This window comes from Rathayibacter sp. Leaf248 (genome assembly GCF_920939495.1).
GTDB classification, from domain to species: domain Bacteria; phylum Actinomycetota; class Actinomycetes; order Actinomycetales; family Microbacteriaceae; genus Rathayibacter; species Rathayibacter caricis.
In genome coordinates this window covers 54,030-76,265 of record NZ_CAKLAV010000001.1, presented here as the reverse complement: position 1 = coordinate 76,265, position 22,236 = coordinate 54,030, and the positions used below count along the sequence as shown (strand labels likewise).

The window sequence follows — 22,236 nt, the reverse complement described above, 5'->3', positions numbered from 1 at the left end:
GTACTAGGAGAGGTCGGTCACGTCCGTCGCCTCGCGGCTGATCAGCCCGCCCCGGACGCGGACGGCGGCGGGGTCGAGGTCGACGCCCTCGCGCTGGTCGGCGGCCTCGTCGTTGATGACGGCCGACACCAGCCCGCGCCAGTCGGTGCCCTCGGCGACGGCGTCCTCGGAGCCGAGGCGGCTCGAGACGAAGACGGCCTCCGCCTCCTCGCCCGCGTGCGAGATCACGGCGAGCTTCCCGACGGCGCGGCCGTCGGGGTGGCGGACCTGCCACTCCTCGTGGCCGGACGGGACGAGCGCGTACTCGGCGCCCGCGTGCTCGAACGCGGTGTCGCGCAGCTCCGACGGCAGTCCGCTGTGCGGGGGCGCGCCGCGGGTCGGCACGCCGGTGCCGCCCTCGGAGGAGCGCGCGCTCGTCGTGCTCATGCCGACATCGCCCGGGGTGCCGGCGGCCGTGCTCGTGGCGGTCGCCTCGGCGACAGAAGCGTCCTCCTGTCCGGTGTAGGTGCTGCCGTTGGGGTTCGAGCCGGTGTTGCCGTGGTCGGTGCTCATGAGGAGACCTCCTTGTCGGGCGGTCCTGGGGACCGCGGGGTGTGCGGGTCCGCCGAGCGGCCCGGAGGGACCACCCGGCTCCCGGGTTCGTAGACTGGACGGATGCAGATCCCGGTCACCGGCGCCGTGCGCGTGGACGCCTGGCTGTGGGCGGTCCGCGTGTACAAGACGCGATCGGCCGCGACCTCAGCGGCCCGCGCGGGCCACATCCGCGTCAACGGCGAGCGGGCGAAGGCGGCGCAGACCGTGAAGGTCGGCGACGAGGTCCGCGCCCGCATCGCCGGATTCGACCGGCGTTTGATCGTGCGCGGGCTGATCGTGAAGCGGGTCGGCGCGCCGATCGCGGCGGAGTGCGCGGAGGATCTCACTCCGCCGCCCCCGCCGCGCGAATCGGCGCCCGCGATCATCGAGCGCGACCGGGGTGCCGGCCGGCCGACCAAACGCGACCGTCGCGAGATCGAGCGGCTGCGCGGCTTCTGAGCACGACGGGGTCGCTCACGGCGCGAGGGCGCGCAGGCGCTCGAGGAGGCCGTCGGCCGCCTCGTCGAGGAAGCGCTGCTGCAGCTCGTCGCCGACCTGGACCAGCGCGATGTCCGTGAACCCGGCCTCGATGTAGGGCAGGAAGCTCTCGGCGAGCTCGTCGAGGTCGGGTCCGCAGGCGATCTGCTCGGCCACGTCCTCGGGGCGCACGAACTTCGACGCTCCGGAGAAGCCGGCCGGGGTCGGCAGGTCGGCGTTCACGGCCCAGCCGCCGGCGAACCAGCGGAACTGCTCGTGCGCGAGGGCGATGCCCTGCTCCTTGTCCGGGGCCCAGCAGATCGGGATCTGCCCGATCGTGCGCGACGGCGCGGCGTCGGCACCGCGGACGGCCGTCCACTGCGAGATCAGCTCGGCGTCGGGCTCGGTGGTGATCAGGTGGTCGCCGAGCGGCGCGAAGCGCTCGATCGACTTCTCGCCCGAGACGGCGAGGCCGATCTCGACGGGCTTGTCCGGCAGGTCCCAGATGCGCGCGGAGTCGACGCGGAAGTACTCGCCCTCCCACGTCACCAGCTCGCCGGTGTGCAGCGCGCGGATGATCTGCACAGCCTCCTCGAGCATGTCCTGGCGGACCGAGACGGCCGGCCAGCCCTCGCCGACGACGTGCTCGTTCAGGTTCTCCCCCGATCCCAGACCGAGGGTGAAGCGGTCGTCCGAGAGGATCGCGAGAGTCGCGGCCTTCTGGGCGACGACGGCCGGGTGGTACCGGATCGTCGGAGCCGTGACGTAGGTGGTGAGGTCGATCGTGGACGTCGCCTGCGCGACCGCGCCCAGGAGGGTCCAGGCGTAGGAGGCGTGCCCCTGCTCGGTCAGCCAGGGCGAGTAGTGATCGCTCGAGACGGCGAACTCGAAGCCGTGCCTCTCGGCGTCGACGGCATAGCCGACCAGTTGCTTGGGTCCGCTCTGCTCGGTCATCAGGGTGTATCCGAATCGCACCATGGTCGCTCCTCGTTCCGCTCGACGTCGCGTGCCCCGGGGCACGGTCCCATGGTGCGCGGCGACCGGGGCGGCTGCTAACCCCTTGCACGGGCGACCCGCGGCGGCTAGCGGGAGCGGTCAGACGAAGCGGACGCGGTTCTGCACGCGGGTGCGGACCTCGAAGGACTCGCCGTAGCCGCCGAGGCGGTCGTCGGTGCCCGAGCGCAGCAGCTGCGGGAGGAGCGAGCGCCGGATCAGTACCGCGCCCTGGTGCCGGCCGCGCTCGACCTGCTCGTAGGGCTGCTCGAGGCCGTCGTCGGGCACGACGACGACGCTCGCCGAGAACCGCACGCCGAGCTCGCGGCCCAGGCGCCTCGCCGCCTTCGAGAGCGACGCGATCGGCTTCTCGTCGTCGGCGACTCCGGCGCCCTCGACCTCGCCCTTGCGCAGGCGCACCTGGTCGCCCCAGTCGGCCGAGGTCAGGGCGAGCAGCCCGGACGGGCCGAGGACGACGTGGTCGATCTTGAGCCCGCCGTCGCCGACGGCCACGTCGTTCCAGATCGTGTAGGCGATGCCCAGCGAGGCGACGAGCGAGGCGGTGGCCTCCTCTGCCTGCGCCTTCGCGAGCCAGCGCCGCACCTCGCGCGGCGCGGAGCGGACGATCGCCGGATCGAACGGGTCGTCGATGTCGACGCCGCGGCCGAGCCACTCCCGCACGAGGCGCAGGTAGTACTCGCGGGCGGCTCCGCCCGGGTGGCCGTACGAGCGGGCGCGGACGGCGGAGGCGGTCTGCGGCCGGGGCGACCCGGTGTAGGGCGACTGCGGGGACTGCGCGCCCGGGGCCGGAGCGCCGCGGTCGTAGTCGGTGCGGGCGGAGGCGCTGCCGATCCGCTCCCAGGCGAGCTGGACCGCGTGGAACGAGGCGGCGTCGCCTCCGGTGTCGGGGTGGGTCTCGCGGAGCAGGCGGCGGTAGGCCTTCCGCAGCTCGTCGTCGGACGCGGTGGCGGGGACGCCGAGGACCTCGTAGGGCGTGCGGGCGGCGTGGCTGTCGGGCATGGTCTTCCGGAGGGGTCGAGGAGCGGTGCGAGCCCTCGAGCATATCGGCGGCGGCCGGGCGGCCGATGGGAGCGCGCAGGGCGTGCGCTCGGAAGCCGGCGGCGTCGGGAGCGCCCGGGAAGGCGCTCCCGGACGGCTCAGCCCTCGGCGAGCATCTCGCGCACCAGCGGGATCACGCGGGTGCCGTACAGCTCGAGGTTGTGCATGATCGCCGCGTGCGGCAGGGTGCCGGCGCTGTACTTGAGGTCGAAGCGGTCGATGCCCAGGGCGCCGACGGTGTTCGCGATCTTGCGGGCCACGGTCTCGGGCGAGCCGACGTGCAGCGCGCCGTCGGGGCCGGCCTCCTCCGCGAAGCGCTCGGGGGTGAGCGGAGACCAGCCGCGCTCGCGGCCGATGGCGTCGGCCATGCCCTTGTAGTGCGGGAAGTAGAGCTCGCGCGCCTCCTCGTCGGTGTCGGCGACGAAGCCGGGCGAGTGCACGGCGACCGGGAGGCGCGGCTGCTCGAGCTGGTCGAGGGCGCGGCCGAAGAGGTCGACGTAGGGGCGGAAGCGGGCCGGCGAGCCGCCGATGATCGCCAGCACCAGCGGGAAGCCGAACCGGGCGGCGCGGACGACCGATTCCGGGCTGCCGCCGACGCCGATCCAGGTGCGCAGGCGCCCGTTCTCGACGGAGGGGAACACGCTCTGCTCGGTGAGCGCGGCGCGGGTGCGGCCCTCCCAGGTCACCGGTCCGCCCTCGAGGAGGGCGTGGAAGAGCTCCAGCTTCTCCTCGAAGAGGAGCTCGTACTGCGAGAGGTCGAGGCCGAAGAGGGGGAAGGACTCGGTGAAGGAGCCGCGGCCGAGGATGACCTCCGCGCGTCCGTTCGAGACTCCGTCGAGGGTCGCGAAGCGCTGGAAGACGCGGACGGGGTCGTCGGAGGAGAGGACGGTGACGGCGGATCCGAGGTGGATGCGCTCGGTTCGGCCCGCGATCGCGGCCAGGACCACGTCGGGAGCGCTCACCGCGAAGTCGGCGCGGTGGTGCTCGCCCACTCCGAAGAAGTCGATGCCGACCGCGTCGGCGAGCACGCCCTCCTCGACGACGTCGCGCAGGACCTGGCCGTGCGGGAGCAGGGCGCCGTCGGCGCCGCGGGTGACGTCGCCGAACGTGTCGACGCCGAACTTCACTTCATGCATACTCATGGACTTCTGCAACCTCCCGAGGTCGTGGGCTATTCCTGCGGCGGATCCGGGACGATCCCGGCCGCGACGACGGGCTCGCGATAGGCGCGGCCGAGGGACTCCGTGGTGTCGTGCGCGTTCAGACCGCTCGGATTGGGCAGGACCCAGAGCGGGACGCCCGCGATCCCCTCCTCCTGACGCCCCTGCTTCGCCGAGCGCCGACCGAACGCCGCGCGGTACGCGGTGATGCCGACCATCGCGACGGCGGAGGGACGCACCCGCTCGACGGTGGCGACCAGCCGCCGCGCCCCGGCGCGCAGCTCCTCGTCGCTCAGCTCGTCGGCGCGCGAGGTGGCCCGCGCTGCGAGGTTCGTGATGCCGATCCCGCGATCGATCAGCAGGCGACGGTCCTCGTCGCTCATCCCCTCCGACACGCGCATCGGCCGCTCGAGGATCCCGGCCGCGAGCAGGGCCGGGTAGAAGCGGTTGCCGGGATGCGCGAAGTGCGCTCCCGTCGCCGCCGTCCAGAGGCCGGGGTTGATGCCGACGAAGAGCAGGCGGACGTCGGGGCCCAGCAGATCCTCGACGGTGCGGTCGCGGAAGGACGCGAGCTGGGCGCGGGTGAAGGGCACGACTCCATCCTCCCCCGGACGCCCCGCCGCAAGGAGTCGCCGACGCCCGACGGGGGTGGAAGCATGGAGCCATGACGAACGCATCCCAGGACCACCCGATCCAGCACGGCAGCGACGACGCGGTGCTCGACGAGAAGCTGCGGGGGATCCTGCTGCAGGTCGCCGGCGATCTGCAGCTGCGGCCCGACGAGGACCCGGAGGCGCTGCTGCGCCAGCGCCTGCGCGACACCCGTATCGAGCTGTCGGAGGAGAGCATCCCCGGGCTCGCGAAGCGGATCCCCGGGCTGACCGATCGCAGCAACGGCGAGATGAACCCCGGAGCGCACTGACCTACTCCGGGACCGCCGGGCCCTTGCGGTGGTGGTCGAACACGATGCTGGTGCGGGTCGACGCGACCGCGGGGTGAGCCGACAGGTTCGAGACCACGAAGTCGCGCACGTCGTTCGAGTCGCGGACGGCGACGTGGATGATGAAGTCCTCGGAGCCGCCGAGGAAGAAGAGCTGCACGACCTCGGGCAGCGCCCGGATCTCGTCGGCGAACCGGGTGATCGCCTGGCGCTGACCGACCCGGATGCTCACGCTGATCAGCGCCTGCAGCGTGAGTCCGAGGGCGGCCGGGTCGAGCTCGGCGGTGAAGCCCGTGATGATGCCGCGCTCGACGAGCGACCGCACGCGCGAGACGCAGGTGGACGGCGCGATGCCCGCCTGCTCGGCGAGGCGGCTGTTCGGCGTCCGCGCATCCGCTCGCAGGAGCCGCACCAGTGCGCGATCGACCGGATCGAGGTCGCCGAGATCGTGCAGATCCTTCGGTCTCATCGCCGCCACCTCTCCTCGTACCGCCGATCGTGCGGAACTGCGCGCGTTCTTCGACGATCCTGCGGAACGTCACCCGTCGGAAACACGATCTTCGCACGATAGGAGCGACGTCGGCGCACGATCGGCGTCCACCGCCCAGCGTCGGGCGCTGCACCTCGGGCGCCCGCGAATCGAGGAGCAGCCATGCGCATCGGGATCCCCAGCGAGATCAAGAACAACGAGAGCCGCGTCGCCGCGACGCCCGCCGGCGTCCACGAGCTCGTCCGGCGCGGGCACGACGTGCTCGTGCAGTCGGGCGCGGGCCTGGGCTCCCGCCTCACGGACGAGGACTTCGCCGCAGCCGGAGCACGGCTCGCCGCGGACGCCGACGAGGTCTGGGGCGAGGCCGACCTCGTCCTGAAGGTGAAGGAGCCGATCGAGGCGGAGTACCCGCGGATGCGCGCAGGCCAGGTGCTCTTCACCTACCTCCACCTCGCCGCGTCCCGCCCGTGCACCGACGCGCTGCTCGCCTCCGGGACCACGGCGATCGCCTACGAGACGGTGCAGCTGCCGAACCGTCAGCTGCCGCTGCTCTCGCCGATGAGCGAGGTCGCGGGGCGCCTGTCGATCACCGTCGGCGCGTACCACCTGATGAGCGCGGCGGGCGGGCGCGGCACCCTGCTGGGCGGCGTTCCCGGCACGCCGAAGGCGAAGGTCGTCGTGATCGGCGGAGGAGTCGCCGGCGAGCATGCGGCGGCGAACGCAGTTGGGATGGGGGCGGACGTGACGATCGTCGACCTCTCGCTCCCCCGGCTGCGCGAGCTCGAGAACCGTTTCGGCGGAGCGATCCAGACGCGGGCGTCGTCGACGTACGAGATCGCGGCGCAGGTCGCCGACGCCGACCTGGTGGTCGGCTCGGTGCTGATCCCCGGCGCGCGGGCGCCGAAGCTCGTCACCGACGAGATGGTGGCGACGATGAAGGCGGGCTCGGTGCTCGTGGACATCGCCATCGACCAAGGGGGCTGCTTCGAGGGCTCGCGGCCGACCACCCACGACGACCCGGTGTTCGCCGTGCACGACAGCGTCTACTACTGCGTCGCAAACATGCCCGGCGCGGTTCCCGAGACCTCGACGCGGGCGCTGACCAACGCCACGCTGCCCTACGTCGTCGCGCTCGCGGACCAGGGCTGGGAGGCGGCGCTGCGGAGAGACCCCGCCCTCGCGCGGGGACTCAGCACCCACGACGGGCGGGTCGTGAACGCGGCCGTCGCCGAGGCGTTCGACCTGCCGGTCACGCGGGTCGAGGACCTGCTCGGAGGCCGGAGCTCCGACTGAGGACCCAGATGAGCGCACCCGCCGCGAGCACCGCGGCGATCAGGCCGAGGACGTGCGCGATCAGGGACGGCAGCCCGTTCCCGGGCAGCAGGAAGCCGTAGGGGACCCAGCCGTCGGTCCGCCCGCGGACGAGCACCACGACCAGCCAGACCAGCGGGTAGGGCAGGACCAGCGGGAGCCTGCGCCACGGCAGAGGCGGCCGGTCGGCGACGAGGGCCCAGTCGAGGACGGCGAGCACCGGCAGGACGACGTGCAGCAGCGCGCTGACCCACGGCGGTGCGGATCCCGTGCCCGGCACGAGGGTGTTGTAGACGACTCCGACGACGACGAGGTAGGCGGTGGCGATCCCCCGGACGAGGCTCGACGACTCGGAGGGCGCGCGGTCGAGCAGCGCCACTGCCCCCGAGACGAGCAGCACGACGCTCAGGATCAGGCTGGTCTGGTTCGTGAAGTAGCCGAAGTAGTCGACGGGACTCGCGTCGCCCACCGCCACTCTCAGGCCGTAGGCGTAGCCGAGCACCGCGAGCACGACCACCGACACGAGCAGGCGGGCTACGGCCACGGCGGGCGGAGTCGCGGGGACCGCCCTACGCACGCGGATCGTCCTCGCCGCTCCCCCGGCTCAGCCACCCCGGTCCGGTCGGATCGGGGGCGGGCGGCGGGGTCGGAGCCGGTGGCCGGATGAGCAGCTGGACCTGCTTGACGACGCCCAGGACGACTCCGGTGCCGAACAACGGCACGCCGAGCAGGAGCACGAGCCACAGCGGAGCGTGCCGGCGGCTGCCGCCGATCTCGGCGGTGAGATCCCAGCCGGCATCGGAGGCCAGCACGACGATCCCCGCGACGAAGAGGCCGCTGACGAGCGCCAGCGCCCACGGGTGCTCCTGCAGGTACTCCTGTGCTCGGCCTGACCGAGGTGTGCTCACGTGCGCGCCTCGGTCCGCACGCGCTTCAGCCGCTCGGGCGCATCGGTCGCGGGGACCCACTCGCACCGGAAGCGCCCGAAGTAGCCGAAGAGCACGCCCAACGCGCTGTTGCGCACCCCTGAATCGGCGTCGATGACCGTCTCGACGCAGATCGCCCGTTCCCCCATGCAGCGAGCGTAGCCGCGCACCTTGACGCTCGACCCCTATCTTCCTATTCTTCGGAGCATGCCCAGACGCAGACCGGGGACGGTCCTCCCCCTCGAGCTCGACCTCCTCGAGGCGCTGCTCGCCGCCGCCGAGCCCGTGCACGGCTTCGCTCTCGCGGCCTCGATCGCCGAGCGGGACGGTGCGGCGCTGACCGCCCACGGCACGCTGTACAAGGCGCTCGGGCGGATGCAGGAGCGCGGCCTGGTGACGTCGTCGTGGGAGGACAAGGCCGAGGCGACCGCGCAGGGGCGGCCGCCCCGGCGCTGCTACGAGGTCACCGGCGAGGGGCGGGCCGTCGCGCACGCCGCGGCGGCGGCGTCCCGAGTCGCGCCGTCGTCGCCCCTCCTCGCGGGAGGGACGGCGTGACCCGCCGTTCCGCGGCCGTCCGCCGCTCGACGCTCTCGGCTCTGCGGTGGTGCCGCTTCTACACCCGCGGACTCGACACTCTGGCCGCGTCGGATCGTGCCGACGAGATCGCCTCCGATCTGCACGAGCACGCCCTGTGGGCGGAGGAGCGTGGGGAGAGCCCCGCGCGGACCGCTCGTGCGATCCGCTCCCGGGTCCTGCGGGGAGCGGGCGCCGATCTGCTCTGGCGGCGTGCGCGGCTCCGCGAGGGCAGTGCGGAGGCCCTGTTCGACGGGCGCGTCGGCTCGCTCTCGGCGGGACTGCAGGCGGTCGCACTGCTGCTCGTGCTCGCGTCCGTCCTCGTCGGCGGGTGGGCGAGCATCCGGGTGACGACCGAGAGCACGGTGCCGCTCCCGACCCTGCTGCCCGTTCCCGTCGCGACGCTGATCGCGGCGGTCGGGCTCCTGCTGCTCGCAGGCAGGAGGACGAGGATCGCGGGGGCGCTCCTGGGCGCGGTGGGCGTCAGCGTGCTGCCCACGGTCGCGGTCGACGCGCTCTGGTACGTCAGCGCGACGGTACCGGTGCTCGTGTCCACCGTCCCCGCGCTCGATCTCGGCCTGCTCCTGCTCGGCAACGCGCAGGGGCTGATCCTTCTCGCCGCCGTCCTCTGCTGGTCGATCGAGCGTCGTCGCCCCGAAGGGGCGGTGGCGGCGTGAGCCGGCAGCAGGGCGGGACCCGGTTCCGTGCGGCCGTCGCTCTCACCGTGGCCGGGGTGCTCCTGACCGTCGGGATCGGGACCGCGCTGATCGTCGGGGCGAGCGCGTCGGTGCGGCAGTACGAGGCGCTCGCGGCCGTTCCCGGCGACGTCCGGTCCGACGAGTCGCTCCCCCGCGAGCCGCGCGAGCCCGCGGAGCAGCCGACTCCGACCGCCGCGCCCGACGGAGCACGCTACGACCAGTGGGGCGTGCGCCTGTACGGCGATGCGGACTCGGCCGCGGTCATCGAGTACCCAGCGGCGCTCACGGGCGACGAGCTCGGGCACATGCGCTCCTGGGTCGACATGCAGTTCCTCGTCGCGGAGTGCATGACGGAGTCGGGACACGACTACACCTTCCAGCTCCCGTGGGAGCGATCGCCCGAGAGCCACGGCTCCGGGCTGCCCGAGGCGGGCGGTGCCGCGTGGATCGCGCTCTACGGCGACGACGCCGACGGGCCCTACGACTGGACACGGGCGGGCTGCCACGGCGCCGTCGTGCACGCGATGGGCAACGACGGTGCGCACTGAGCCCGTGATCCGCGCATGAACGGGACACCTCTCCTCTGCGGCGGCGACGAGGAGCGGCCCGCCGATGCGAGGACGCGTCACGGGGCGGCCGGCGGACCCGGGAACCGGTCCGCGTGGATCGTGCTCGGTATCCTCCTCCTCGTCGTCGGCACGGTCTCGAACGTCGCGGCGGGCATGGTCTGGGATCCGGACGAGGAGTGCGCGGTGGGCGGCCACGGCGGACTGGCGGAGCAGCGCTCCCTGCCGACCGCGATCCTCTGCACGGACGGGGTCGACCTCGTGCCTCCGGGAGCCGCGGTGCTCACACTGCTCTGCCTCGGGCTCGGCGCCGCAGCGCTCCTCCTGGCGCTGCGACCGGATCGCCGGTGAGCCGCGGATCGGTCGTGTCCTCTTCCGGACGTGTCCTCTAGAGGTTCTTGCGGGGGGCGCAGGACGGTCACGACACTGGGGGCACCCCGGTCGGCGAAGGCCGGTCACTCGCGCAGTGCTCCGCGAGTGGCCGGCGGTGACGGCTACTCGCTCGCGGGTGCGGCACCGCTGTCCGCGGTCCACGCCGTGCCCAGGGCGAACAGGGTCGAGACTCCGTGGTGCTCCATCGCCGCCGCGACGCGTCGGCGCCCCGTGCGGGGGTTGATCCCCAGGCGGTGGGACGCGGTCTCGAGGGTGATCCCCGTCCGCATGAGGCGCAGCAGCGACGTCCACGACTCCTCGACGGCGGCGACCGGGACGGCCTGCCGCCACAGCTCCTCGAAGTACGCGCTGACCAGGCCCGCGAGGGCGGCGTGCCGCACGCCCACGACGCTGGTCGGCCGCGTCTCGCCCCACTCGAACGGCACCGCCAGGTGCTCGCCGTCGACCCAGAACCAGCTGGGCGGGTTCTCGAGCAGGCGGTACTCGACTCCTGCCTTCTCGTAGGCCTCGATGCGGGCGAGGACGCGCGGGTCGCTCACGCACGAGGCCGGCATGATGACCCGGACGCGGTCCTTCGCCGCCAGGGCCTGCCCGAAGCGGATCGCGCGCTCGGTGGGCGGATCGAGGAAGCGCTCGACGTCGGGCAGGACGGCGATGAGCGTTCCGGAGTCGCGGCGGACGAGGTCGAACCAGAGATCCTCGGACGCGTGCCGTCCGTGCCGGAGCAGGGTGGGCACGAGATCGGCCGACGCCTCGCCGACCGACCAGGCGCCCATCAGCCCGGGCAGTCCGGCCATGACGCGCTCGATGCCCTCGACCGACTCCTCCGTGGCGCGGCGGACGGCGTCGGTGTGCCGGGCGATGCTCGCGGCCGCCCACTCCGCGGGAGGGACGTACGCGAGGAGGTCGTCCTGTCCCCCGAGCAGGCCGCGCTCGCGCAGCCGATGGACACCCGAGCGCACGAGATCGGGGGCGAGCTGGGTGAGCTCGGCCGCCTCGACGATCGTGGCCGGGCGTCCGCGGTGCAGCGCCGCGAGCAGGTTCTCGTCGTCCATGGATCTCCCGTGATCTCTTCCCCGGGGACGACAGTTCCGTGTCGCGGTCCTGTGTGCAAGTCCGAATCGCTCTGCGGCCGGAGCGCCGCCCTGATCGGGGGCCCGGGAGTGCCGGGAAAGGCGTCAGCTCAGGCCGAGGCGCTCCACGATCTCGGCGATCTCCTCCTCCGGGGCGTTCCCGACGTCGACCGTGATGTGCCGCTCGTCGTCACCGAGGGGCTCGAGCAGGCCGAACTGCGAATCGAGCAGCGTCGTCGGCATGAAGTGGTCGAGCCGGGAGGCGAGGCGCCCGGCGACGACCTCGTTCGATCCGGCGAGGTGCACGAAGACGAGGTCGTCGCGCCGCAGGATGTCGCGGTAGGCGCGGCGCAGTGCCGAGCAGGTGACGACGACGGGGCGGCCGCTCGTGATCCGCTCGTCGACCACCCGGGCGATCTCGGCGAGCCAGGGAGCGCGGTCGGAGTCGTCGAGCGGGATGCCCGCCGCCATCTTCTCGACGTTAGCGCGCGGGTGCAGATCGTCGCCCTCGAGGAAGCTCCAGTGCAGGAAGCCGGCGAGCAGGGCGGCGACGGTCGACTTCCCGCTGCCGGAGACGCCCATGACGACGATCGCGCGGACGGGGGCGGTGGTCGGGTGCTGCATCAGAGTCCTCCTACGAACAGGCCGATCACGAGGACGCCGGCGAGCCCGGTCACCGAGACCAGGCACTCCATCACCGTCCACGTCTTCAGTGTCTGGCCGATGCTGAGCCCGAGGTACTCCTTGACGAGCCAGAACCCGGCGTCGTTCACATGCGAGAGGAACACCGAGCCTGCCCCGATCGCGAGCACCATGAGGGCGACCATCGGTCCGTCCATCGTCTCGGTCAGCGGCTGGAGGATTCCTGCGGCCGTCACCGTCGCGACGGTCGCGGAGCCGGTGGCGATGCGGATCACCACCGCGACGAGCCAGGCGAGGAGGAGCGCGGACGCTCCGCTGCCCTCCGCCAGCTGGGCCACGACGCTGCCGATGCCGGTGTCGACGAGGACCTGCTTGAATCCGCCGCCCGCGCCGACGATCAGGAGGATGCCCGCGATGGGCGGGAGGGAGCTGGAGAGCGAGTCCTGGAGCTCGGAGCGGTTCATCCGGCCGCCGCGGCCCAGCAGCACCAGACCGGCGAGCAGGGCGATGCCGAGGGCGATGGTCGGGGTGCCGAGGAAGTCGAGGACCGCCTTCCACGCCGCCTCGGACTGGGGAGCGGCGATGTCGGCGACGGCCTTGCCGAGCATGAGCACGACGGGGAGCAGGATGCTCGCGACCGCGGCGACGAAGCCCGGGCGGTGCTCGCGGGCGTCGCCGGCGCCCTCGCCGAAGAGCGGCGGAGTCTCGACGGGCGCCCACTTCGCGGCCAGGCGGCCGAAGAGAGGACCGGCGACGACCACGGTCGGGATCGCGACGAGCACGCCGAAGGCGAGCGTGACTCCGAGGTTCGCGCCGAGCGCGTCGATCGCGACCAGCGGACCGGGGTGTGGCGGCACCAGGCCGTGCATGACCGAGAGACCCGCGAGGGTGGGGATCGCGATCTTCATCAGCGGCAGTCCGCTCCGGCGCGCGACCAGGATCACGACGGGGATGAGGAGGACGAGGCCGACCTCGAAGAACATGGGCAGGCCGATCAACGCTCCGACGAAGCCCATCATCCAGGGCAGCGCGCGGGTGCTCGAGCGGGCGATGAGGGTGTCGACGATGCGGTCGGCTCCGCCGGAGTCGGCGAGGAGCTTGCCGTACATGGCGCCGAGTCCGATCAGGATTCCGACGCCTCCCATCGTGTTGCCGAAGCCGAGCGCGAAGCTGGCGACGGCGTCCGCGGGCGCCATCGCGGCGACGAGGCCGGTGGTCAGCGCACCGATGAGCAGCGAGACGAAGGGGTGCAGCTTCAGCCAGGTGATCAGGACGACGATCACGGCGATGCCGAGGATCGCGGCGAGGATCAGCTGCCCCTGCGGGGCGGTGGTGGCGACCTCCTCCCCCGCGGCGCGGAGGAGGGAGGGGAGGGTCGGTGTCATGAGCATCCTTGATCGGTCCGACGGCTCGCGGACATGCCTCGCGGGGGGCGATATGTCCGACATAACCGGTGTTCTCGACGAGTATGTCCGATGAATGGCGCGGAGTCGAGCGTCGGCTTGGGAGGATGGGCGCATGACCGCGACGCCGCCGCCCTCCCTGCACCACTCGGTGCTCGACGAGCTCGGCTCGCAGATCGTGCGCGGGGAGCTCGCCCCGGGGACCGCGTTCAGCGCCGACGAGCGGGCAGAGCGCCGCGGAGTGTCCCGCTCGGTGATGCGCGAGGCGGTGAGAGTCCTCGAGTCGCTCGGCCTGGTCACCTCACGCCGCCGGGCGGGGACCCGGGTGCAGCCGCCGGAGTCGTGGAACGCCCTCGATCCGCGCGTCGTCGCGTGGAGCCTGGACGGGCCGGACCGCCAGCGGCAGCTCCACCAGCTCAGCGAGCTGCGCCTGGGCGTCGAGCCGCTGGCCGCTCGGCTTGCCGCGGCGAACGCGACGGCGGAGCAGCGCGAGGCGCTGACGGACGCCGTGCGCGTGATGTCGACGCACTCGGGATCGGCCGACCAGGGCGCGTACCTGGCGGCCGACACGGTGTTCCACCGCACCCTGCTGTCGGCATCGGGCAATCGGATGCTCGCGCAGCTCGCCGACCTGGTCGCGGAGGTGCTGGCGGGGCGCACGCGGAACGCGCTGATGCCGCGGGAGGCCGACAGCGAGGCGCTGCGGCTGCACCGGTCGGTCGCGGTGGCGGTGTCGGAGGGGGACGGAGCGGCGGCGGAGGCGGCGATGCGCTCGATCGTGGAGGAGTCGGACAGGGCTGTGCAGGAGTCCTGAGGGGGTCCCGGGCGCCGGCGTTGGAGCGGAACCGGCGCTTGGCGCATCCGCTGGCGTGAAGCGCTCGTCGTGCTTCGCGAACGTGAGGGGATGTCAGTACTCGCTGGTTCTGTACTCGTATGACGGGAACAGAAGTAGTGGAGGTGCTCGCGCTGGTGCGGGAGCGCGGGGATCGGGCGGGTGAGTTGGCGCGGTCGGCGGCGCCGGTGCTGCTGGCGGCGGCGGTGGAGCTGCATGCGGCGTACCGAGCGGCGGTGTCGTGTCCGGAGGCGTTCGCGCGGGGTGTGCCGCGGGGCGGGTCGGCGGATCTGGTGGAGCGCTCGGTCCGGGCGGAGCTCGCGGTGGGGTGCGGGGTGTCGGAGCGGGTGGTGTCCCGCGATCTGGAGGACGCGCGGCTGCTGATCGAGGACCTCCCGCGCACCCGGGAGGCGCTCGCGGGCGCAAGGCTGCGGTGGGAGGCAGGCCGGATCATCTGCGCGACCGCCGCCAGCCTGCCGCCGGAATCGCGGGCGGTGTTCGATGAGCGGGCGTGCGAGCTGGCGCTCGTGCTGACGCCCACGCAGCTGCGGCGCCGGGTCGCACGGCTCCGCGACGAGCTGCACGTCGAGCCGCTCGCCGACCGGCATGCGCGGGCTCGGGAGGATCGCGCGGTCTGGCTGGTCCCGAACGCGGACGGCATGGCGCTGCTGTGCGCACTGCTCCCCGCCCCGGTCGCCATCGGAGCCTACGCACGGCTGGACCGCATCGCCCGCTGCCTCCGCGACAGCGCAGACGACGACGGAAGGGACGACGACGGGAGGATCGGCCCGACGGACGAGGTGAGCGCAGCGACCAAGGCCTGCGGCGAGCAGCGCACGCTCGCGCAGTTGCGCGCCGATGCGCTCGCGGATCTGCTCTGCGACGGCGACGTGTTCGGGACGACCCCGCCCCGCGACGGCGAGGCGTCCGACAAAGCGGCCGCCCCTGCGACGTTCGTGCCCGGCGTACGGGCCGAAGTCCGGTTGACCCTCACCGCGAGCACCGCCACCGGCCGCGACGACGCCCCCGCCGACCTCGACGAGTACGGCCTCATCCCCGCCCACGTCGCCCGCGAACTCGCCGGAGCGGCCACGACGATCACCCGCGTCCTCACCGACCCCGTCACCGGCACGGTCGTCTCGGTGGGCCGCACCCACCGTCTTCCCCCACCGCGGATGCGGCTCGCGCTCCAGCTGCGCGACCGGACGTGCCGCTTCCCCGGCTGCACCCGCCCTGCATCCCGCGCCGAAGCGGATCACTCCGTCGAATGGCGGCACGGCGGGGAGACGAGCCTCGAGAACCTCGCCTCCCTCTGCACCGCCCACCACCACGTCCGCCACGGCGACCGCTGGACCTACGTCCTCCACCCCGACGGCACCACCGAGTGGACGACTCCCACCGGGCGCCGCATCACCACACGACCGGGCGACCTCCTCCCGGACCCGCCGCGACGCCGGCCGGCTCCGCTGGTCAAGGCGACATGCACGGCATGACGGAGGAGCAGTCGACGAGAGCGCCCGACGGGCGGCGCTGGTTCCGCACGCCGCCTCCGGGGTTGCCGTGGAGCGTGGCGGAGCGCACAGTGGAGGCATGGTCGAGGGCTACTCCTCCGCGCAGGTGCGGGCCGCGGAAGCGCCGCACCTGGCGCGGCGCGAACCGCTCATGCAGAGGGCGGCGGACGGACTCGCCCGCGAGATCCGCGCGCTGCTGGCCGGGCGGCGAGACCGCCGCGGTCCGGGGACCGTGCTGGTGCTGGTCGGGCCGGGGAACAACGGCGGCGACGCCCTCTACGCGGCGGCCGAGGTCGCCTCCTCCGGTGTCGACGTGCTGCTCGTGCTGACCGCCGACCGCTGGCACCAGCGGGGGCTGGCCGTGGCGCTCGACGAGGGCTGCGACCGCGTCCCGGCGGACGACGTGCGGGCGCTGCTCGCCGCGATCGCGCGCGCGGACGTCGTGGTCGACGGGATCCTCGGGATCGGCACGCGGCATCCGGCCCTCTCAGGACGGCCCCGCTCGATCGTCGAGACGGTCATCGACGCTCTGGCCGACCGCGAGGAGCGTCCGGTGGTCGTCGCAGTCGACCTGCCGAGCGGTATCGGGCCCGACGACGGCAGCGTCCCCGATCCGACCGTGCTGCACGCGGACGTGACCGTCACGTTCGGGGCGATCAAGGCCGGGCTGCTCCTGCCGCCCGGCGACGCGTACGTGGGGCGGATCCGGCTCGTGGACATCGGGCTCGGGCCGGACCTGGCCGGGGTCGAACCGCTCGTCCGGGAGTGACGCCGGCGCGGGCAGCGGGTTCCGGCTCCATCAGCGGGTGAGGAGGTGCGACTTCTCGGGGTGCTCCTCGAACCACTGGCCGACGTACCAGCAGAGCGGCACGATGCGCCGAGCGCTCGAGGTCTCGATGTCGTCGACCGCGAACGCCACCAGCTCGCCGGCGAGGCCGCGGCCGCGGAACGGCGGAGAAGTGAAGGAGCGCACGAGCGAGACCGCCTCGTCGTTCTCGCGGTAGTCGAGGACGCCGACCAGCGCGCCGTCCTGATGCAGCTCGTAGCGGGACGCGTCGTCCGCGCGCCGGAAGTCCTGGGCCATGCCTTCAGCGTAGGACGGAGGCGGGCGCCACGGGACGGATGCCGAGAACCGGAGCGTCAGGACTCGTCGCCGAGCAGATCACCGTCGACGTAGAACCAGCGGCCGTCCTCCCGGACGAAGCGGCTGCGCTCGTGCACGAGGCCGACGCCCTCCGATGATCGGTACGACGCGCGGAACTCGACGAGTCCGTCGACGTCGCCCTCCCCTCCGCGGGCCGTGTCGACGATCTGGAGGCGGCGCCAGCGGACGTCGTCGTCGAGGTCGACGCGCGGCGGCCGCGTCGAGGGGTGCCAGCTGGCGAGCAGGTACGGGGCGCTCCCGAGCACGTTGGCGCTGTAGCGGCTGCGCATCAACCGCTCGGCGGTGGGCGACGGGGTCTCGCCGAGGTGGGCGGGGCGGCAGCAGTCGGCGTAGTGGCGGCGGCTTCCGCACGGGCAGGCGTCGGCGGGGTGCATCCGGACAGTGTCGCAGGTGCGGTGCCGCCGGTGCCGAGCCTGCCGAGCCGGGAGGTGTGCATTCCCTCCACGTCCGCCCGCGCGACTTGAGACCGGCTGCGGATCTCGGAATCGTGGCCGTCTCATCGACCACGGACGGAAAGGAACGACCGATGCTCACGCTCACCGACAACGCCAGCACTGTCGTCAAGACCATCACGGGACAGACCGAGACCCCCGTCGAGGGTGGCCTGCGCATCAGCGGGACCGACCTCGACGCCCAGAACTTCGCCGTCGCCGTCGCGCCGGCACCCGAGACGACCGATGCCGTCGTCGAGCAGGACGGGGCGCGCGTGTTCCTGGACGTCGCCGCCTCCGTCGCCCTCGGCGACAAGGTGCTCGACGCGCAGGTCGACGAGAGCGGCACCGTCAGCTTCGGGCTCGCCGCCCAGGGCTGACCTGCTCCGACGGCGGTCACGCCAGGACGTCCGAGAGGCCGCCTCCCCGCTCACGGGAGGCGGCCTCTCGTCGATCCGGAGCCCGATCGGGCGGGCGGTGTCAGGACAGGATGTCGCGCGTCGTGAACCGGCCGGCGGCCAGCGCGCCGAACACCGCGACGTAGGCGAGCTGCAGCAGCGCGTTCTCGCCGAAGGAGCCCCACGCGATGGGGTCGCGCAGCAGATCCGCGAAGTCGAACCAGCGATCCGTGAACAGGAACGGGTGCAGCGCGTCGAGCTGCGAGAGCGATCCGACGATCTGCGCCGCGATCGACACGACCACGGTCGCGGCCATCGCTCCGACGGGGACGTCGGTCAGCGTCGAGATGAAGAGCCCGATCGCGGCGAGCCCGACGAGCGAGAGTGCCACGTAGACCGCGATCGCCAGGGCGCGGCCGATCGCATCGACCAGCGGCACGGTGCTGCCCGACAGCAGGGTGACCGGTCCGACCGGGAAGAGCGCGAAGCCGATGAGGATGCCCGCCACCATCACCGTGAGGGCCGCGGCGAGGCAGAACGCGAGCGCGGCCGCGAACTTCACGGTGAGGAGCCGAAGTCGGCCGACGGGAGTGACGAGCAGGTAGCGGAGGGTGCCGAGCGACGCCTCGCCCGCGATCGCGTCTCCGGCGACCACTCCGATGGTCAAGGGGAGGAACAGCGGCACCGCCACCGTGATCGCGGCGAAGCCGGTGAAGAGGCCGTTGCCGCCGATCGCGCCCACGAAGGACGGACCGCCGCCCTCGCCGGAGAGGCGGACGGCGACGGCCAGCAGGACGGGGATCGCGGCCAGTGCGGCCAGCAGCGCCCAGGTGCGGCGACGGCGGAAGAGCAGCGTGAGCTCCGAGAGCAGGAGGGCTCCCACTCCCCCGCGGGTGCGGGACGCCTCCGCGGCGATCGTCTCAGCGCTCGACATCGAAGCCCTCCCCCGTCAGCTCGACGAAGCGCTCCTCGAGTGACGGCCGGCGCACGGCGAACCCGCGCACGCGGACCTCGGCTCGGACCAGTCCGGCGACGACCGACTCCGCGGCGACCCCGGGAGGCATCGCGGCGACGACGAGCGGCGGATCGCTCGGGTGGTCGGCGGGGGCGACGCGGGGGGCGAGCCCCTGCTCGACGAGGCTGCGCTGCGCGCGCTCCGGATCGGGGGTGACGAGCTCGAGGGTGGCCGCGTCGCCGCGGAGCTCGTCCAGACCGCCCTGCGCGACCAGGCGTCCCGTGCGCATGACGGCGGCGTGGGTGCAGAGCTGCTCGATCTCGGCGAGGAGGTGGCTGGAGACGAGCACGGTCGTGCCGTCGGCGTTGAGACTCCGCACGAGGGAGCGGACCTCGCGGGTGCCCTGGGGATCGAGCCCGTTCGTGGGCTCGTCGAGGACGATCAGGTCGCGCGGCGAGAGCAGGGCGACGGCGATGCCCAGTCGCTGCTTCATCCCGAGCGAGTAGGAGCCGACCTTCTTGCGAGCGGCGGCGCTGAGGCCGACCCGGGCGAGCGCCTCCTCGACGCGGAGCCGCCGAGTGCGGGAGGACGTGCCGGCCTCGGCGGCGTCGAACCGGCGGAGGTTCGCGGCCCCCGAGAGGAACGGGTAGAAGCCCGGTCCCTCGACGAGGGCGCCCACGCGCGGAAGGACCTCGGCCGAGCGGCGGGGCATGCTCTCACCGAGCACCGTGATGCTGCCCTCCGTGGGCGCGGCGAGGGCGAGCAGCATCCTGATGGTCGTCGTCTTGCCCGAACCGTTGGGTCCGAGGAACCCGAAGACCGCCCCGCGCGGGACGGCGAGGTCGAGCCCTGAGACGGCCTCCTGGCGCCCGAAGCGCTTGGTGAGGCCGCTCGTCTCGACCGCGAGGGCGGTCGCGGTCACCGACCGGCCGCGTCGACCAGGACGTCGACCGGCACGGAGCCGGCGAGGACGCGGCCGTCGTCGGTGAGGAGCACCGACACCAGCGCGGCTTCGAGGGCGCGACCGCCGTCGACGCGGGTGGTGACGGCGTCGAGGGAGGCGAGTGCCTCGGAGTCGCCCGCGGGCAGCTCAACGACTGTGGCCCAGCCGGTGCCGGTGGTCACGACATCGGACGACTGCGCAGAGGAGGACTCTGCATCGAAGGACTCTGCATCGGACGACTCCGCGCCGGGCTCGATCGAGAGGTCGTGCTCCGGGGCCGCCTTCTCGACGACCTCGGCTCCCTCGGGCGCGGTGAAGGCGAACATGGCGGCATCCGGGGCGTCGAAGTCGATGCTGGAGTAGGCGACGCTGAACGCGGGTGCGGTGCCGCCGCGCGCGGTCACGGCGACTCCGAGCGGGAGGCCGGTCTCTCCGTCGATCGAGACGGTGACCGAGCCGACGAGCGTCGAGCCCTCGCGCGGAGTGAGGACGAGCTCGTACGCGTCGCGGCCGGCGACCTCGACGTCGGAGCCGACGGCCACCGCGGTGGTCGGATCGATGCTCGCGAGCAGATCCTCCGCGATGCTCGAGGGCGTGGGGACCTCGCCCGACGGCACGGTGTCCGGTGCGGCCGCCCCGGACTCCGGAGGCAGGAAGTGGGTGGCCGTGTTCTCGGCGGAGTCGTAGACCCAGACGCCCTCGCCCTTCGTCGCGACCACGTCGCGCTCGGCGAGCCGGTCGAGGACCTGCAGGCGGGCACCCTGCTCGGCGTCGACGAAGACGCGGGCCTCGTGAGAGCCGGTGGCGAGCTCCATCAGGGCGCCGGCCGGGGAGGCGTCGGAGCCCGACGAGCCCGGCGCGGAGCCGCCGAGGGCGGAGAGGTCTGGCAGGCCGAGGTCGGAGGACTGCTCGATCTCACCCGAGAACGCGGTGACCTCGTTCTCGGCGGCGAAGGTCAGGAGCTCGGAGGCGGTCTTCTCGGGCAGGTCTCCTGCGGCGCTCGCGGAGAGGGGCAGGGCGACGGCCGCCGCGACGACGACCAGGGGGACGGCCGCAGCGGGCGCCCAGCGCTTCCATGTGGTGCTCATACCCCGGGAGGGTACGCGGCGAACCACCGAACCGGCTGCGAGTCGCGCGACGTCCGAGGGGTCAGGAGACGCGCTGAGCCGAGACGACGACGTTGTCGACGTAGTGCCCGTAGGAGTCGTCGAACACCCCTCCACACGTGATCAGCCGCAGCTGCGCGGTGGGGGTCGGGCCGTAGACGTCCTCGGTCGGGAAGTCCTCCTTGGGCACGCTCACCGAGCCGGTCACCTCGAAGGTGCGGGTGCTGCCGTCCGAGAGCACGACGTCGACCGTGTCGCCGGGGACCAGCGCGGAGAGGTCGAGGAAGACTCCGGGGCCGATCCGCGAATCGACGTGGCCGGCGATGACCGCGGGCCCGATGTCACCCGGGACGACTCCGTCCCGGTACCAGCCCGCCCGGTCGACGGCGACGGGCGGCTGGATCCAGCCGGTCCCGTCCCGCGTCAGCGACTCCAGCGACGAGTCGACGCCGATCGCGGGGATGACCACGCGCTCGGGCACGACCGCCGAGCGGGCCGGAGCCGCGGCGGCGACCGGGTCCTGCAGGGCCGCCGCCGCGCCGGCGCCGGGGGTCGACCGCGCGGTCGTGGAAGCCGTCGCCGGAGCGGAGGCGGCGGGTCCGCCCTCATTGGCGGGCTCCGCCGCCGAGCAGCCGGCCAGCGCGAGCAGGGCCGCGAGGACGATCGCCGCGCGGGGACCGCGCCGCATCAGCTCGCGCGTCCGCCGACGCTCGAGCGCCGGGCGATCAGGGCGACCGCTCCGGCGATGAGGCCGTACACCGCCAGGACGGAGACCACTCCGAGGGCCCCGGAGACGATCGGAGCCGCACCGGTCGACGCGACGTGCACGGCGGTCGCTCCTCCGCCGGTCTGGATGCCTCCGGTGGGCAGATCGCCCACGGCGGCGGAGTCGAGCACGGGAGAGAGCACGAGGCCTGCGTTCGCGTCGTCGAGGACGAAGAGCGAGGCGACGGATCCGGGAGCGAGGTCGAGATCGGAGGTGGCGGAGACGGAGCCGGCCGAGACGTCGAGGCCGGACGGGCCCGCCGGCACGCTCGTGTAGGACGAGGCCGTGCCCTGCGCCGCGCCGGTCGCGAGCGGGATGCCTGCCGCGGTGGAGACGTCGACCCGGGACGCGGTGGTCGAGGCCTGGATCACGCGGACGCGGGCCTGCCCGTCGGCGGGCGGGGTGAGGTCGTCGGTGAACACGGTCGTGCTCAGGACGGCGTTGCGCCCGAGGGCCGCGACCGTGAGCGGTGTGCCGCCGGTGACGTCGACCGCCTGCTCGATCACGGGCGCGGTCCCCTCCGGAGCGTCCGAGGGGACCATCGAGACGACGTACGTCCCGGTGTCGAGAGTCCAGTACGGCGAGACCGCCCCGTAGGCGACGTCGTCGAGTTCGAACGCGGCTCCGCCTCCCGAGAGCGACGTCAGGGTCACGTCGACCGCCTTCGTGTCGGGCGAGAGGTGCGCGACCCGCACCCATCCCGTCTCCTGCTCGGCCGCCGAGGCGGGCGCGGCGCCGAGTGCGGCCAACGCGGACGCGGCGGCGAGGACGACCGCGGCGCGCGAGACGCGGCGGGGACGGGAGGAGCGGGTGGTCGGGAGCATGGCGGGTCCTTCGGGTGGAGGGGGACGT

At 73.3% G+C, this 22,236-nt stretch carries 30 protein-coding genes; 11 read left to right on the top strand and 19 right to left on the bottom strand.

Annotated features, from left to right (window positions below; all coding sequences use genetic code 11):
* Positions 1 to 3 precede the first annotated feature (3 nt).
* Positions 4 to 552, bottom strand: coding sequence for a hypothetical protein (locus LRG51_RS00420; RefSeq protein ID WP_230670371.1), 549 nt, complete (start codon positions 550 to 552; stop codon positions 4 to 6).
* A 102-nt stretch (positions 553 to 654) separates the two neighbouring features.
* On the opposite strand from LRG51_RS00420, the gene LRG51_RS00415 reads away from it, so the two are divergent.
* On the top strand, positions 655 to 1,032 hold the full coding sequence (locus tag LRG51_RS00415; RefSeq protein WP_055794888.1) for an RNA-binding S4 domain-containing protein: 378 nt from the start codon (positions 655 to 657) through the stop codon (positions 1,030 to 1,032).
* Between the two features lie 15 nt (positions 1,033 to 1,047).
* Here the strand turns inward: LRG51_RS00415 and LRG51_RS00410 are convergent, their stop codons facing one another.
* The 4 genes from LRG51_RS00410 to mug all read right to left on the bottom strand — a co-directional run bounded on the left by LRG51_RS00410 (position 1,048) and on the right by mug (position 4,855).
* On the bottom strand, positions 1,048 to 2,028 hold the full coding sequence (locus tag LRG51_RS00410; RefSeq protein ID WP_230670369.1) for a TIGR03557 family F420-dependent LLM class oxidoreductase: 981 nt from the start codon (positions 2,026 to 2,028) through the stop codon (positions 1,048 to 1,050).
* Between the two features lie 117 nt (positions 2,029 to 2,145).
* Entirely contained in the window at positions 2,146 to 3,063 is a 918-nt protein-coding gene (locus LRG51_RS00405; RefSeq protein WP_107575335.1) for a J domain-containing protein, read from the bottom strand.
* A gap of 137 nt (positions 3,064 to 3,200) precedes the next feature.
* Positions 3,201 to 4,238, bottom strand: a complete 1,038-nt coding sequence (locus LRG51_RS00400) for an LLM class flavin-dependent oxidoreductase (RefSeq protein WP_056867296.1) — start codon at positions 4,236 to 4,238, stop codon at positions 3,201 to 3,203.
* 35 nt (positions 4,239 to 4,273) lie between these two features.
* The gene (gene mug, locus LRG51_RS00395; RefSeq protein WP_230670367.1) at positions 4,274 to 4,855 is read right to left on the bottom strand and encodes a G/U mismatch-specific DNA glycosylase; all 582 of its coding nucleotides are present in this window, start codon (positions 4,853 to 4,855) and stop codon (positions 4,274 to 4,276) included.
* Between the two features lie 71 nt (positions 4,856 to 4,926).
* Between mug and LRG51_RS00390 the strand changes: the two genes are divergently transcribed.
* Positions 4,927 to 5,184 carry a hypothetical protein gene (locus tag LRG51_RS00390; RefSeq protein WP_055794872.1) on the top strand — a complete coding sequence of 86 codons (258 nt, stop codon included), beginning with the start codon at positions 4,927 to 4,929 and terminating at the stop codon, positions 5,182 to 5,184.
* Position 5,185: 1 nt separating this feature from the next.
* Here the strand turns inward: LRG51_RS00390 and LRG51_RS00385 are convergent, their stop codons facing one another.
* Positions 5,186 to 5,671, bottom strand: coding sequence for an Lrp/AsnC family transcriptional regulator (locus tag LRG51_RS00385; RefSeq protein ID WP_056867545.1), 486 nt, complete (start codon positions 5,669 to 5,671; stop codon positions 5,186 to 5,188).
* A gap of 183 nt (positions 5,672 to 5,854) precedes the next feature.
* On the opposite strand from LRG51_RS00385, the gene ald reads away from it, so the two are divergent.
* Positions 5,855 to 6,985, top strand: a complete 1,131-nt coding sequence (ald, locus tag LRG51_RS00380; RefSeq protein WP_055794868.1) for an alanine dehydrogenase — start codon at positions 5,855 to 5,857, stop codon at positions 6,983 to 6,985.
* Here the strand turns inward: ald and LRG51_RS00375 are convergent.
* From LRG51_RS00375 to LRG51_RS00365, 3 genes are read right to left on the bottom strand one after another with little or no spacing between them, the layout of a single operon-like run.
* Complete coding sequence (locus LRG51_RS00375) at positions 6,942 to 7,580, bottom strand: Pr6Pr family membrane protein (RefSeq protein ID WP_230670365.1); 639 nt, start codon at positions 7,578 to 7,580, stop codon at positions 6,942 to 6,944. The genes ald and LRG51_RS00375 overlap by 44 nt on opposite strands.
* Positions 7,573 to 7,911, bottom strand: coding sequence for a hypothetical protein (locus LRG51_RS00370; protein ID WP_055794862.1), 339 nt, complete (start codon positions 7,909 to 7,911; stop codon positions 7,573 to 7,575). The genes LRG51_RS00375 and LRG51_RS00370 overlap by 8 nt, the downstream gene beginning before the upstream one ends.
* On the bottom strand, positions 7,908 to 8,078 hold the full coding sequence (locus tag LRG51_RS00365) for a hypothetical protein (protein WP_230670363.1): 171 nt from the start codon (positions 8,076 to 8,078) through the stop codon (positions 7,908 to 7,910). The genes LRG51_RS00370 and LRG51_RS00365 overlap by 4 nt, the downstream gene beginning before the upstream one ends.
* Before the next feature lie 58 nt (positions 8,079 to 8,136).
* Between LRG51_RS00365 and LRG51_RS00360 the strand changes: the two genes are divergently transcribed.
* Genes LRG51_RS00360 through LRG51_RS00345 form a run of 4 tightly spaced genes read left to right on the top strand, consistent with a single transcriptional unit; the run spans position 8,137 to position 10,117 of the window.
* A complete protein-coding gene (locus tag LRG51_RS00360; protein ID WP_055794859.1) occupies positions 8,137 to 8,484 on the top strand; it encodes a PadR family transcriptional regulator in 348 nt (115 codons plus the stop codon).
* Positions 8,481 to 9,179, top strand: coding sequence for a hypothetical protein (locus tag LRG51_RS00355; protein WP_230670361.1), 699 nt, complete (start codon positions 8,481 to 8,483; stop codon positions 9,177 to 9,179). Before LRG51_RS00360 ends, LRG51_RS00355 begins: the two co-directional genes overlap by 4 nt.
* Positions 9,176 to 9,748: a hypothetical protein gene (locus LRG51_RS00350; RefSeq protein WP_230670359.1), complete on the top strand. Its 573-nt coding sequence runs from the start codon at positions 9,176 to 9,178 to the stop codon at positions 9,746 to 9,748. Before LRG51_RS00355 ends, LRG51_RS00350 begins: the two co-directional genes overlap by 4 nt.
* A gap of 15 nt (positions 9,749 to 9,763) precedes the next feature.
* Positions 9,764 to 10,117: a hypothetical protein gene (locus LRG51_RS00345; protein ID WP_230670357.1), complete on the top strand. Its 354-nt coding sequence runs from the start codon at positions 9,764 to 9,766 to the stop codon at positions 10,115 to 10,117.
* A gap of 143 nt (positions 10,118 to 10,260) precedes the next feature.
* Here LRG51_RS00345 and LRG51_RS00340 read toward each other — a convergent pair whose 3' ends face one another.
* From LRG51_RS00340 to LRG51_RS00330, 3 genes are all read right to left on the bottom strand, one after another.
* Entirely contained in the window at positions 10,261 to 11,214 is a 954-nt protein-coding gene (locus LRG51_RS00340) for a hypothetical protein (protein ID WP_055794852.1), read from the bottom strand.
* Between the two features lie 123 nt (positions 11,215 to 11,337).
* A complete protein-coding gene (locus LRG51_RS00335; RefSeq protein ID WP_230670355.1) occupies positions 11,338 to 11,856 on the bottom strand; it encodes a gluconokinase in 519 nt (172 codons plus the stop codon).
* On the bottom strand, positions 11,856 to 13,259 hold the full coding sequence (locus LRG51_RS00330) for a GntP family permease (protein WP_230670353.1): 1,404 nt from the start codon (positions 13,257 to 13,259) through the stop codon (positions 11,856 to 11,858). Before LRG51_RS00330 ends, LRG51_RS00335 begins: the two co-directional genes overlap by 1 nt.
* A 133-nt stretch (positions 13,260 to 13,392) precedes the next feature.
* On the opposite strand from LRG51_RS00330, the gene LRG51_RS00325 reads away from it, so the two are divergent.
* From LRG51_RS00325 to LRG51_RS00315, 3 genes are all read left to right on the top strand, one after another.
* A complete protein-coding gene (locus LRG51_RS00325; RefSeq protein WP_230670351.1) occupies positions 13,393 to 14,091 on the top strand; it encodes a FadR/GntR family transcriptional regulator in 699 nt (232 codons plus the stop codon).
* A gap of 119 nt (positions 14,092 to 14,210) precedes the next feature.
* A complete protein-coding gene (locus LRG51_RS00320; protein ID WP_230670349.1) occupies positions 14,211 to 15,602 on the top strand; it encodes an HNH endonuclease signature motif containing protein in 1,392 nt (463 codons plus the stop codon).
* A gap of 97 nt (positions 15,603 to 15,699) precedes the next feature.
* Positions 15,700 to 16,389: an NAD(P)H-hydrate epimerase gene (locus LRG51_RS00315; RefSeq protein ID WP_055794842.1), complete on the top strand. Its 690-nt coding sequence runs from the start codon at positions 15,700 to 15,702 to the stop codon at positions 16,387 to 16,389.
* Between the two features lie 30 nt (positions 16,390 to 16,419).
* On the opposite strand, the gene LRG51_RS00310 is transcribed toward LRG51_RS00315, so the two are convergent.
* Both LRG51_RS00310 and LRG51_RS00305 read right to left on the bottom strand, forming a co-directional pair.
* Positions 16,420 to 16,764 carry a GNAT family N-acetyltransferase gene (locus LRG51_RS00310; protein WP_268788530.1) on the bottom strand — a complete coding sequence of 115 codons (345 nt, stop codon included), beginning with the start codon at positions 16,762 to 16,764 and terminating at the stop codon, positions 16,420 to 16,422.
* Complete coding sequence (locus tag LRG51_RS00305) at positions 16,761 to 17,159, bottom strand: YchJ family protein (RefSeq protein WP_230670347.1); 399 nt, start codon at positions 17,157 to 17,159, stop codon at positions 16,761 to 16,763. Before LRG51_RS00305 ends, LRG51_RS00310 begins: the two co-directional genes overlap by 4 nt.
* 152 nt (positions 17,160 to 17,311) lie before the next feature.
* Here LRG51_RS00305 and LRG51_RS00300 point away from each other — a divergent pair, with 152 nt between their 5' ends.
* A complete protein-coding gene (locus LRG51_RS00300; RefSeq protein ID WP_055794838.1) occupies positions 17,312 to 17,596 on the top strand; it encodes a hypothetical protein in 285 nt (94 codons plus the stop codon).
* 100 nt (positions 17,597 to 17,696) lie between these two features.
* Here LRG51_RS00300 and LRG51_RS00295 read toward each other — a convergent pair whose 3' ends face one another.
* The 5 genes from LRG51_RS00295 to LRG51_RS00275 form a co-directional block, all read right to left on the bottom strand.
* The gene (locus LRG51_RS00295) at positions 17,697 to 18,548 is read right to left on the bottom strand and encodes an ABC transporter permease (RefSeq protein ID WP_230670345.1); all 852 of its coding nucleotides are present in this window, start codon (positions 18,546 to 18,548) and stop codon (positions 17,697 to 17,699) included.
* Positions 18,535 to 19,491, bottom strand: coding sequence for an ABC transporter ATP-binding protein (locus tag LRG51_RS00290; RefSeq protein WP_230670343.1), 957 nt, complete (start codon positions 19,489 to 19,491; stop codon positions 18,535 to 18,537). The genes LRG51_RS00295 and LRG51_RS00290 overlap by 14 nt, the downstream gene beginning before the upstream one ends.
* Positions 19,488 to 20,600: a LolA family protein gene (locus LRG51_RS00285; RefSeq protein WP_230670341.1), complete on the bottom strand. Its 1,113-nt coding sequence runs from the start codon at positions 20,598 to 20,600 to the stop codon at positions 19,488 to 19,490. Before LRG51_RS00285 ends, LRG51_RS00290 begins: the two co-directional genes overlap by 4 nt.
* Before the next feature lie 61 nt (positions 20,601 to 20,661).
* Positions 20,662 to 21,306 (bottom strand): class F sortase, encoded by a 645-nt coding sequence (locus LRG51_RS00280; protein ID WP_055794828.1) that lies wholly within the window; start codon positions 21,304 to 21,306, stop codon positions 20,662 to 20,664.
* On the bottom strand, positions 21,306 to 22,208 hold the full coding sequence (locus tag LRG51_RS00275; RefSeq protein ID WP_055794826.1) for a DUF4397 domain-containing protein: 903 nt from the start codon (positions 22,206 to 22,208) through the stop codon (positions 21,306 to 21,308). The genes LRG51_RS00280 and LRG51_RS00275 overlap by 1 nt, the downstream gene beginning before the upstream one ends.
* Positions 22,209 to 22,236: the final 28 nt, after the last annotated feature.

Bases quoted from the DNA above. Each gene is read 5' to 3' on its own strand.
- LRG51_RS00420 (WP_230670371.1), bottom strand. From the start codon at position 552: ATGAGCACCGACCACGGCAACACCGGCTCGAACCCCAACGGCAGCACC.
- LRG51_RS00415 (WP_055794888.1), top strand. From the start codon at position 655: ATGCAGATCCCGGTCACCGGCGCCGTGCGCGTGGACGCCTGGCTGTGG.
- LRG51_RS00410 (WP_230670369.1), bottom strand. From the start codon at position 2,028: ATGGTGCGATTCGGATACACCCTGATGACCGAGCAGAGCGGACCCAAG.
- LRG51_RS00405 (WP_107575335.1), bottom strand. From the start codon at position 3,063: ATGCCCGACAGCCACGCCGCCCGCACGCCCTACGAGGTCCTCGGCGTC.
- LRG51_RS00400 (WP_056867296.1), bottom strand. From the start codon at position 4,238: ATGCATGAAGTGAAGTTCGGCGTCGACACGTTCGGCGACGTCACCCGC.
- LRG51_RS00390 (WP_055794872.1), top strand. From the start codon at position 4,927: ATGACGAACGCATCCCAGGACCACCCGATCCAGCACGGCAGCGACGAC.
- LRG51_RS00385 (WP_056867545.1), bottom strand. From the start codon at position 5,671: ATGAGACCGAAGGATCTGCACGATCTCGGCGACCTCGATCCGGTCGAT.
- ald (WP_055794868.1), top strand. From the start codon at position 5,855: ATGCGCATCGGGATCCCCAGCGAGATCAAGAACAACGAGAGCCGCGTC.
- LRG51_RS00365 (WP_230670363.1), bottom strand. From the start codon at position 8,078: ATGGGGGAACGGGCGATCTGCGTCGAGACGGTCATCGACGCCGATTCA.
- LRG51_RS00360 (WP_055794859.1), top strand. From the start codon at position 8,137: ATGCCCAGACGCAGACCGGGGACGGTCCTCCCCCTCGAGCTCGACCTC.
- LRG51_RS00345 (WP_230670357.1), top strand. From the start codon at position 9,764: ATGAACGGGACACCTCTCCTCTGCGGCGGCGACGAGGAGCGGCCCGCC.
- LRG51_RS00340 (WP_055794852.1), bottom strand. From the start codon at position 11,214: ATGGACGACGAGAACCTGCTCGCGGCGCTGCACCGCGGACGCCCGGCC.
- LRG51_RS00335 (WP_230670355.1), bottom strand. From the start codon at position 11,856: ATGCAGCACCCGACCACCGCCCCCGTCCGCGCGATCGTCGTCATGGGC.
- LRG51_RS00330 (WP_230670353.1), bottom strand. From the start codon at position 13,259: ATGACACCGACCCTCCCCTCCCTCCTCCGCGCCGCGGGGGAGGAGGTC.
- LRG51_RS00325 (WP_230670351.1), top strand. From the start codon at position 13,393: ATGACCGCGACGCCGCCGCCCTCCCTGCACCACTCGGTGCTCGACGAG.
- LRG51_RS00320 (WP_230670349.1), top strand. From the start codon at position 14,211: ATGACGGGAACAGAAGTAGTGGAGGTGCTCGCGCTGGTGCGGGAGCGC.
- LRG51_RS00315 (WP_055794842.1), top strand. From the start codon at position 15,700: ATGGTCGAGGGCTACTCCTCCGCGCAGGTGCGGGCCGCGGAAGCGCCG.
- LRG51_RS00305 (WP_230670347.1), bottom strand. From the start codon at position 17,159: ATGCACCCCGCCGACGCCTGCCCGTGCGGAAGCCGCCGCCACTACGCC.
- LRG51_RS00300 (WP_055794838.1), top strand. From the start codon at position 17,312: ATGCTCACGCTCACCGACAACGCCAGCACTGTCGTCAAGACCATCACG.
- LRG51_RS00295 (WP_230670345.1), bottom strand. From the start codon at position 18,548: ATGTCGAGCGCTGAGACGATCGCCGCGGAGGCGTCCCGCACCCGCGGG.
- LRG51_RS00285 (WP_230670341.1), bottom strand. From the start codon at position 20,600: ATGAGCACCACATGGAAGCGCTGGGCGCCCGCTGCGGCCGTCCCCCTG.
- LRG51_RS00280 (WP_055794828.1), bottom strand. From the start codon at position 21,306: ATGCGGCGCGGTCCCCGCGCGGCGATCGTCCTCGCGGCCCTGCTCGCG.
- LRG51_RS00275 (WP_055794826.1), bottom strand. From the start codon at position 22,208: ATGCTCCCGACCACCCGCTCCTCCCGTCCCCGCCGCGTCTCGCGCGCC.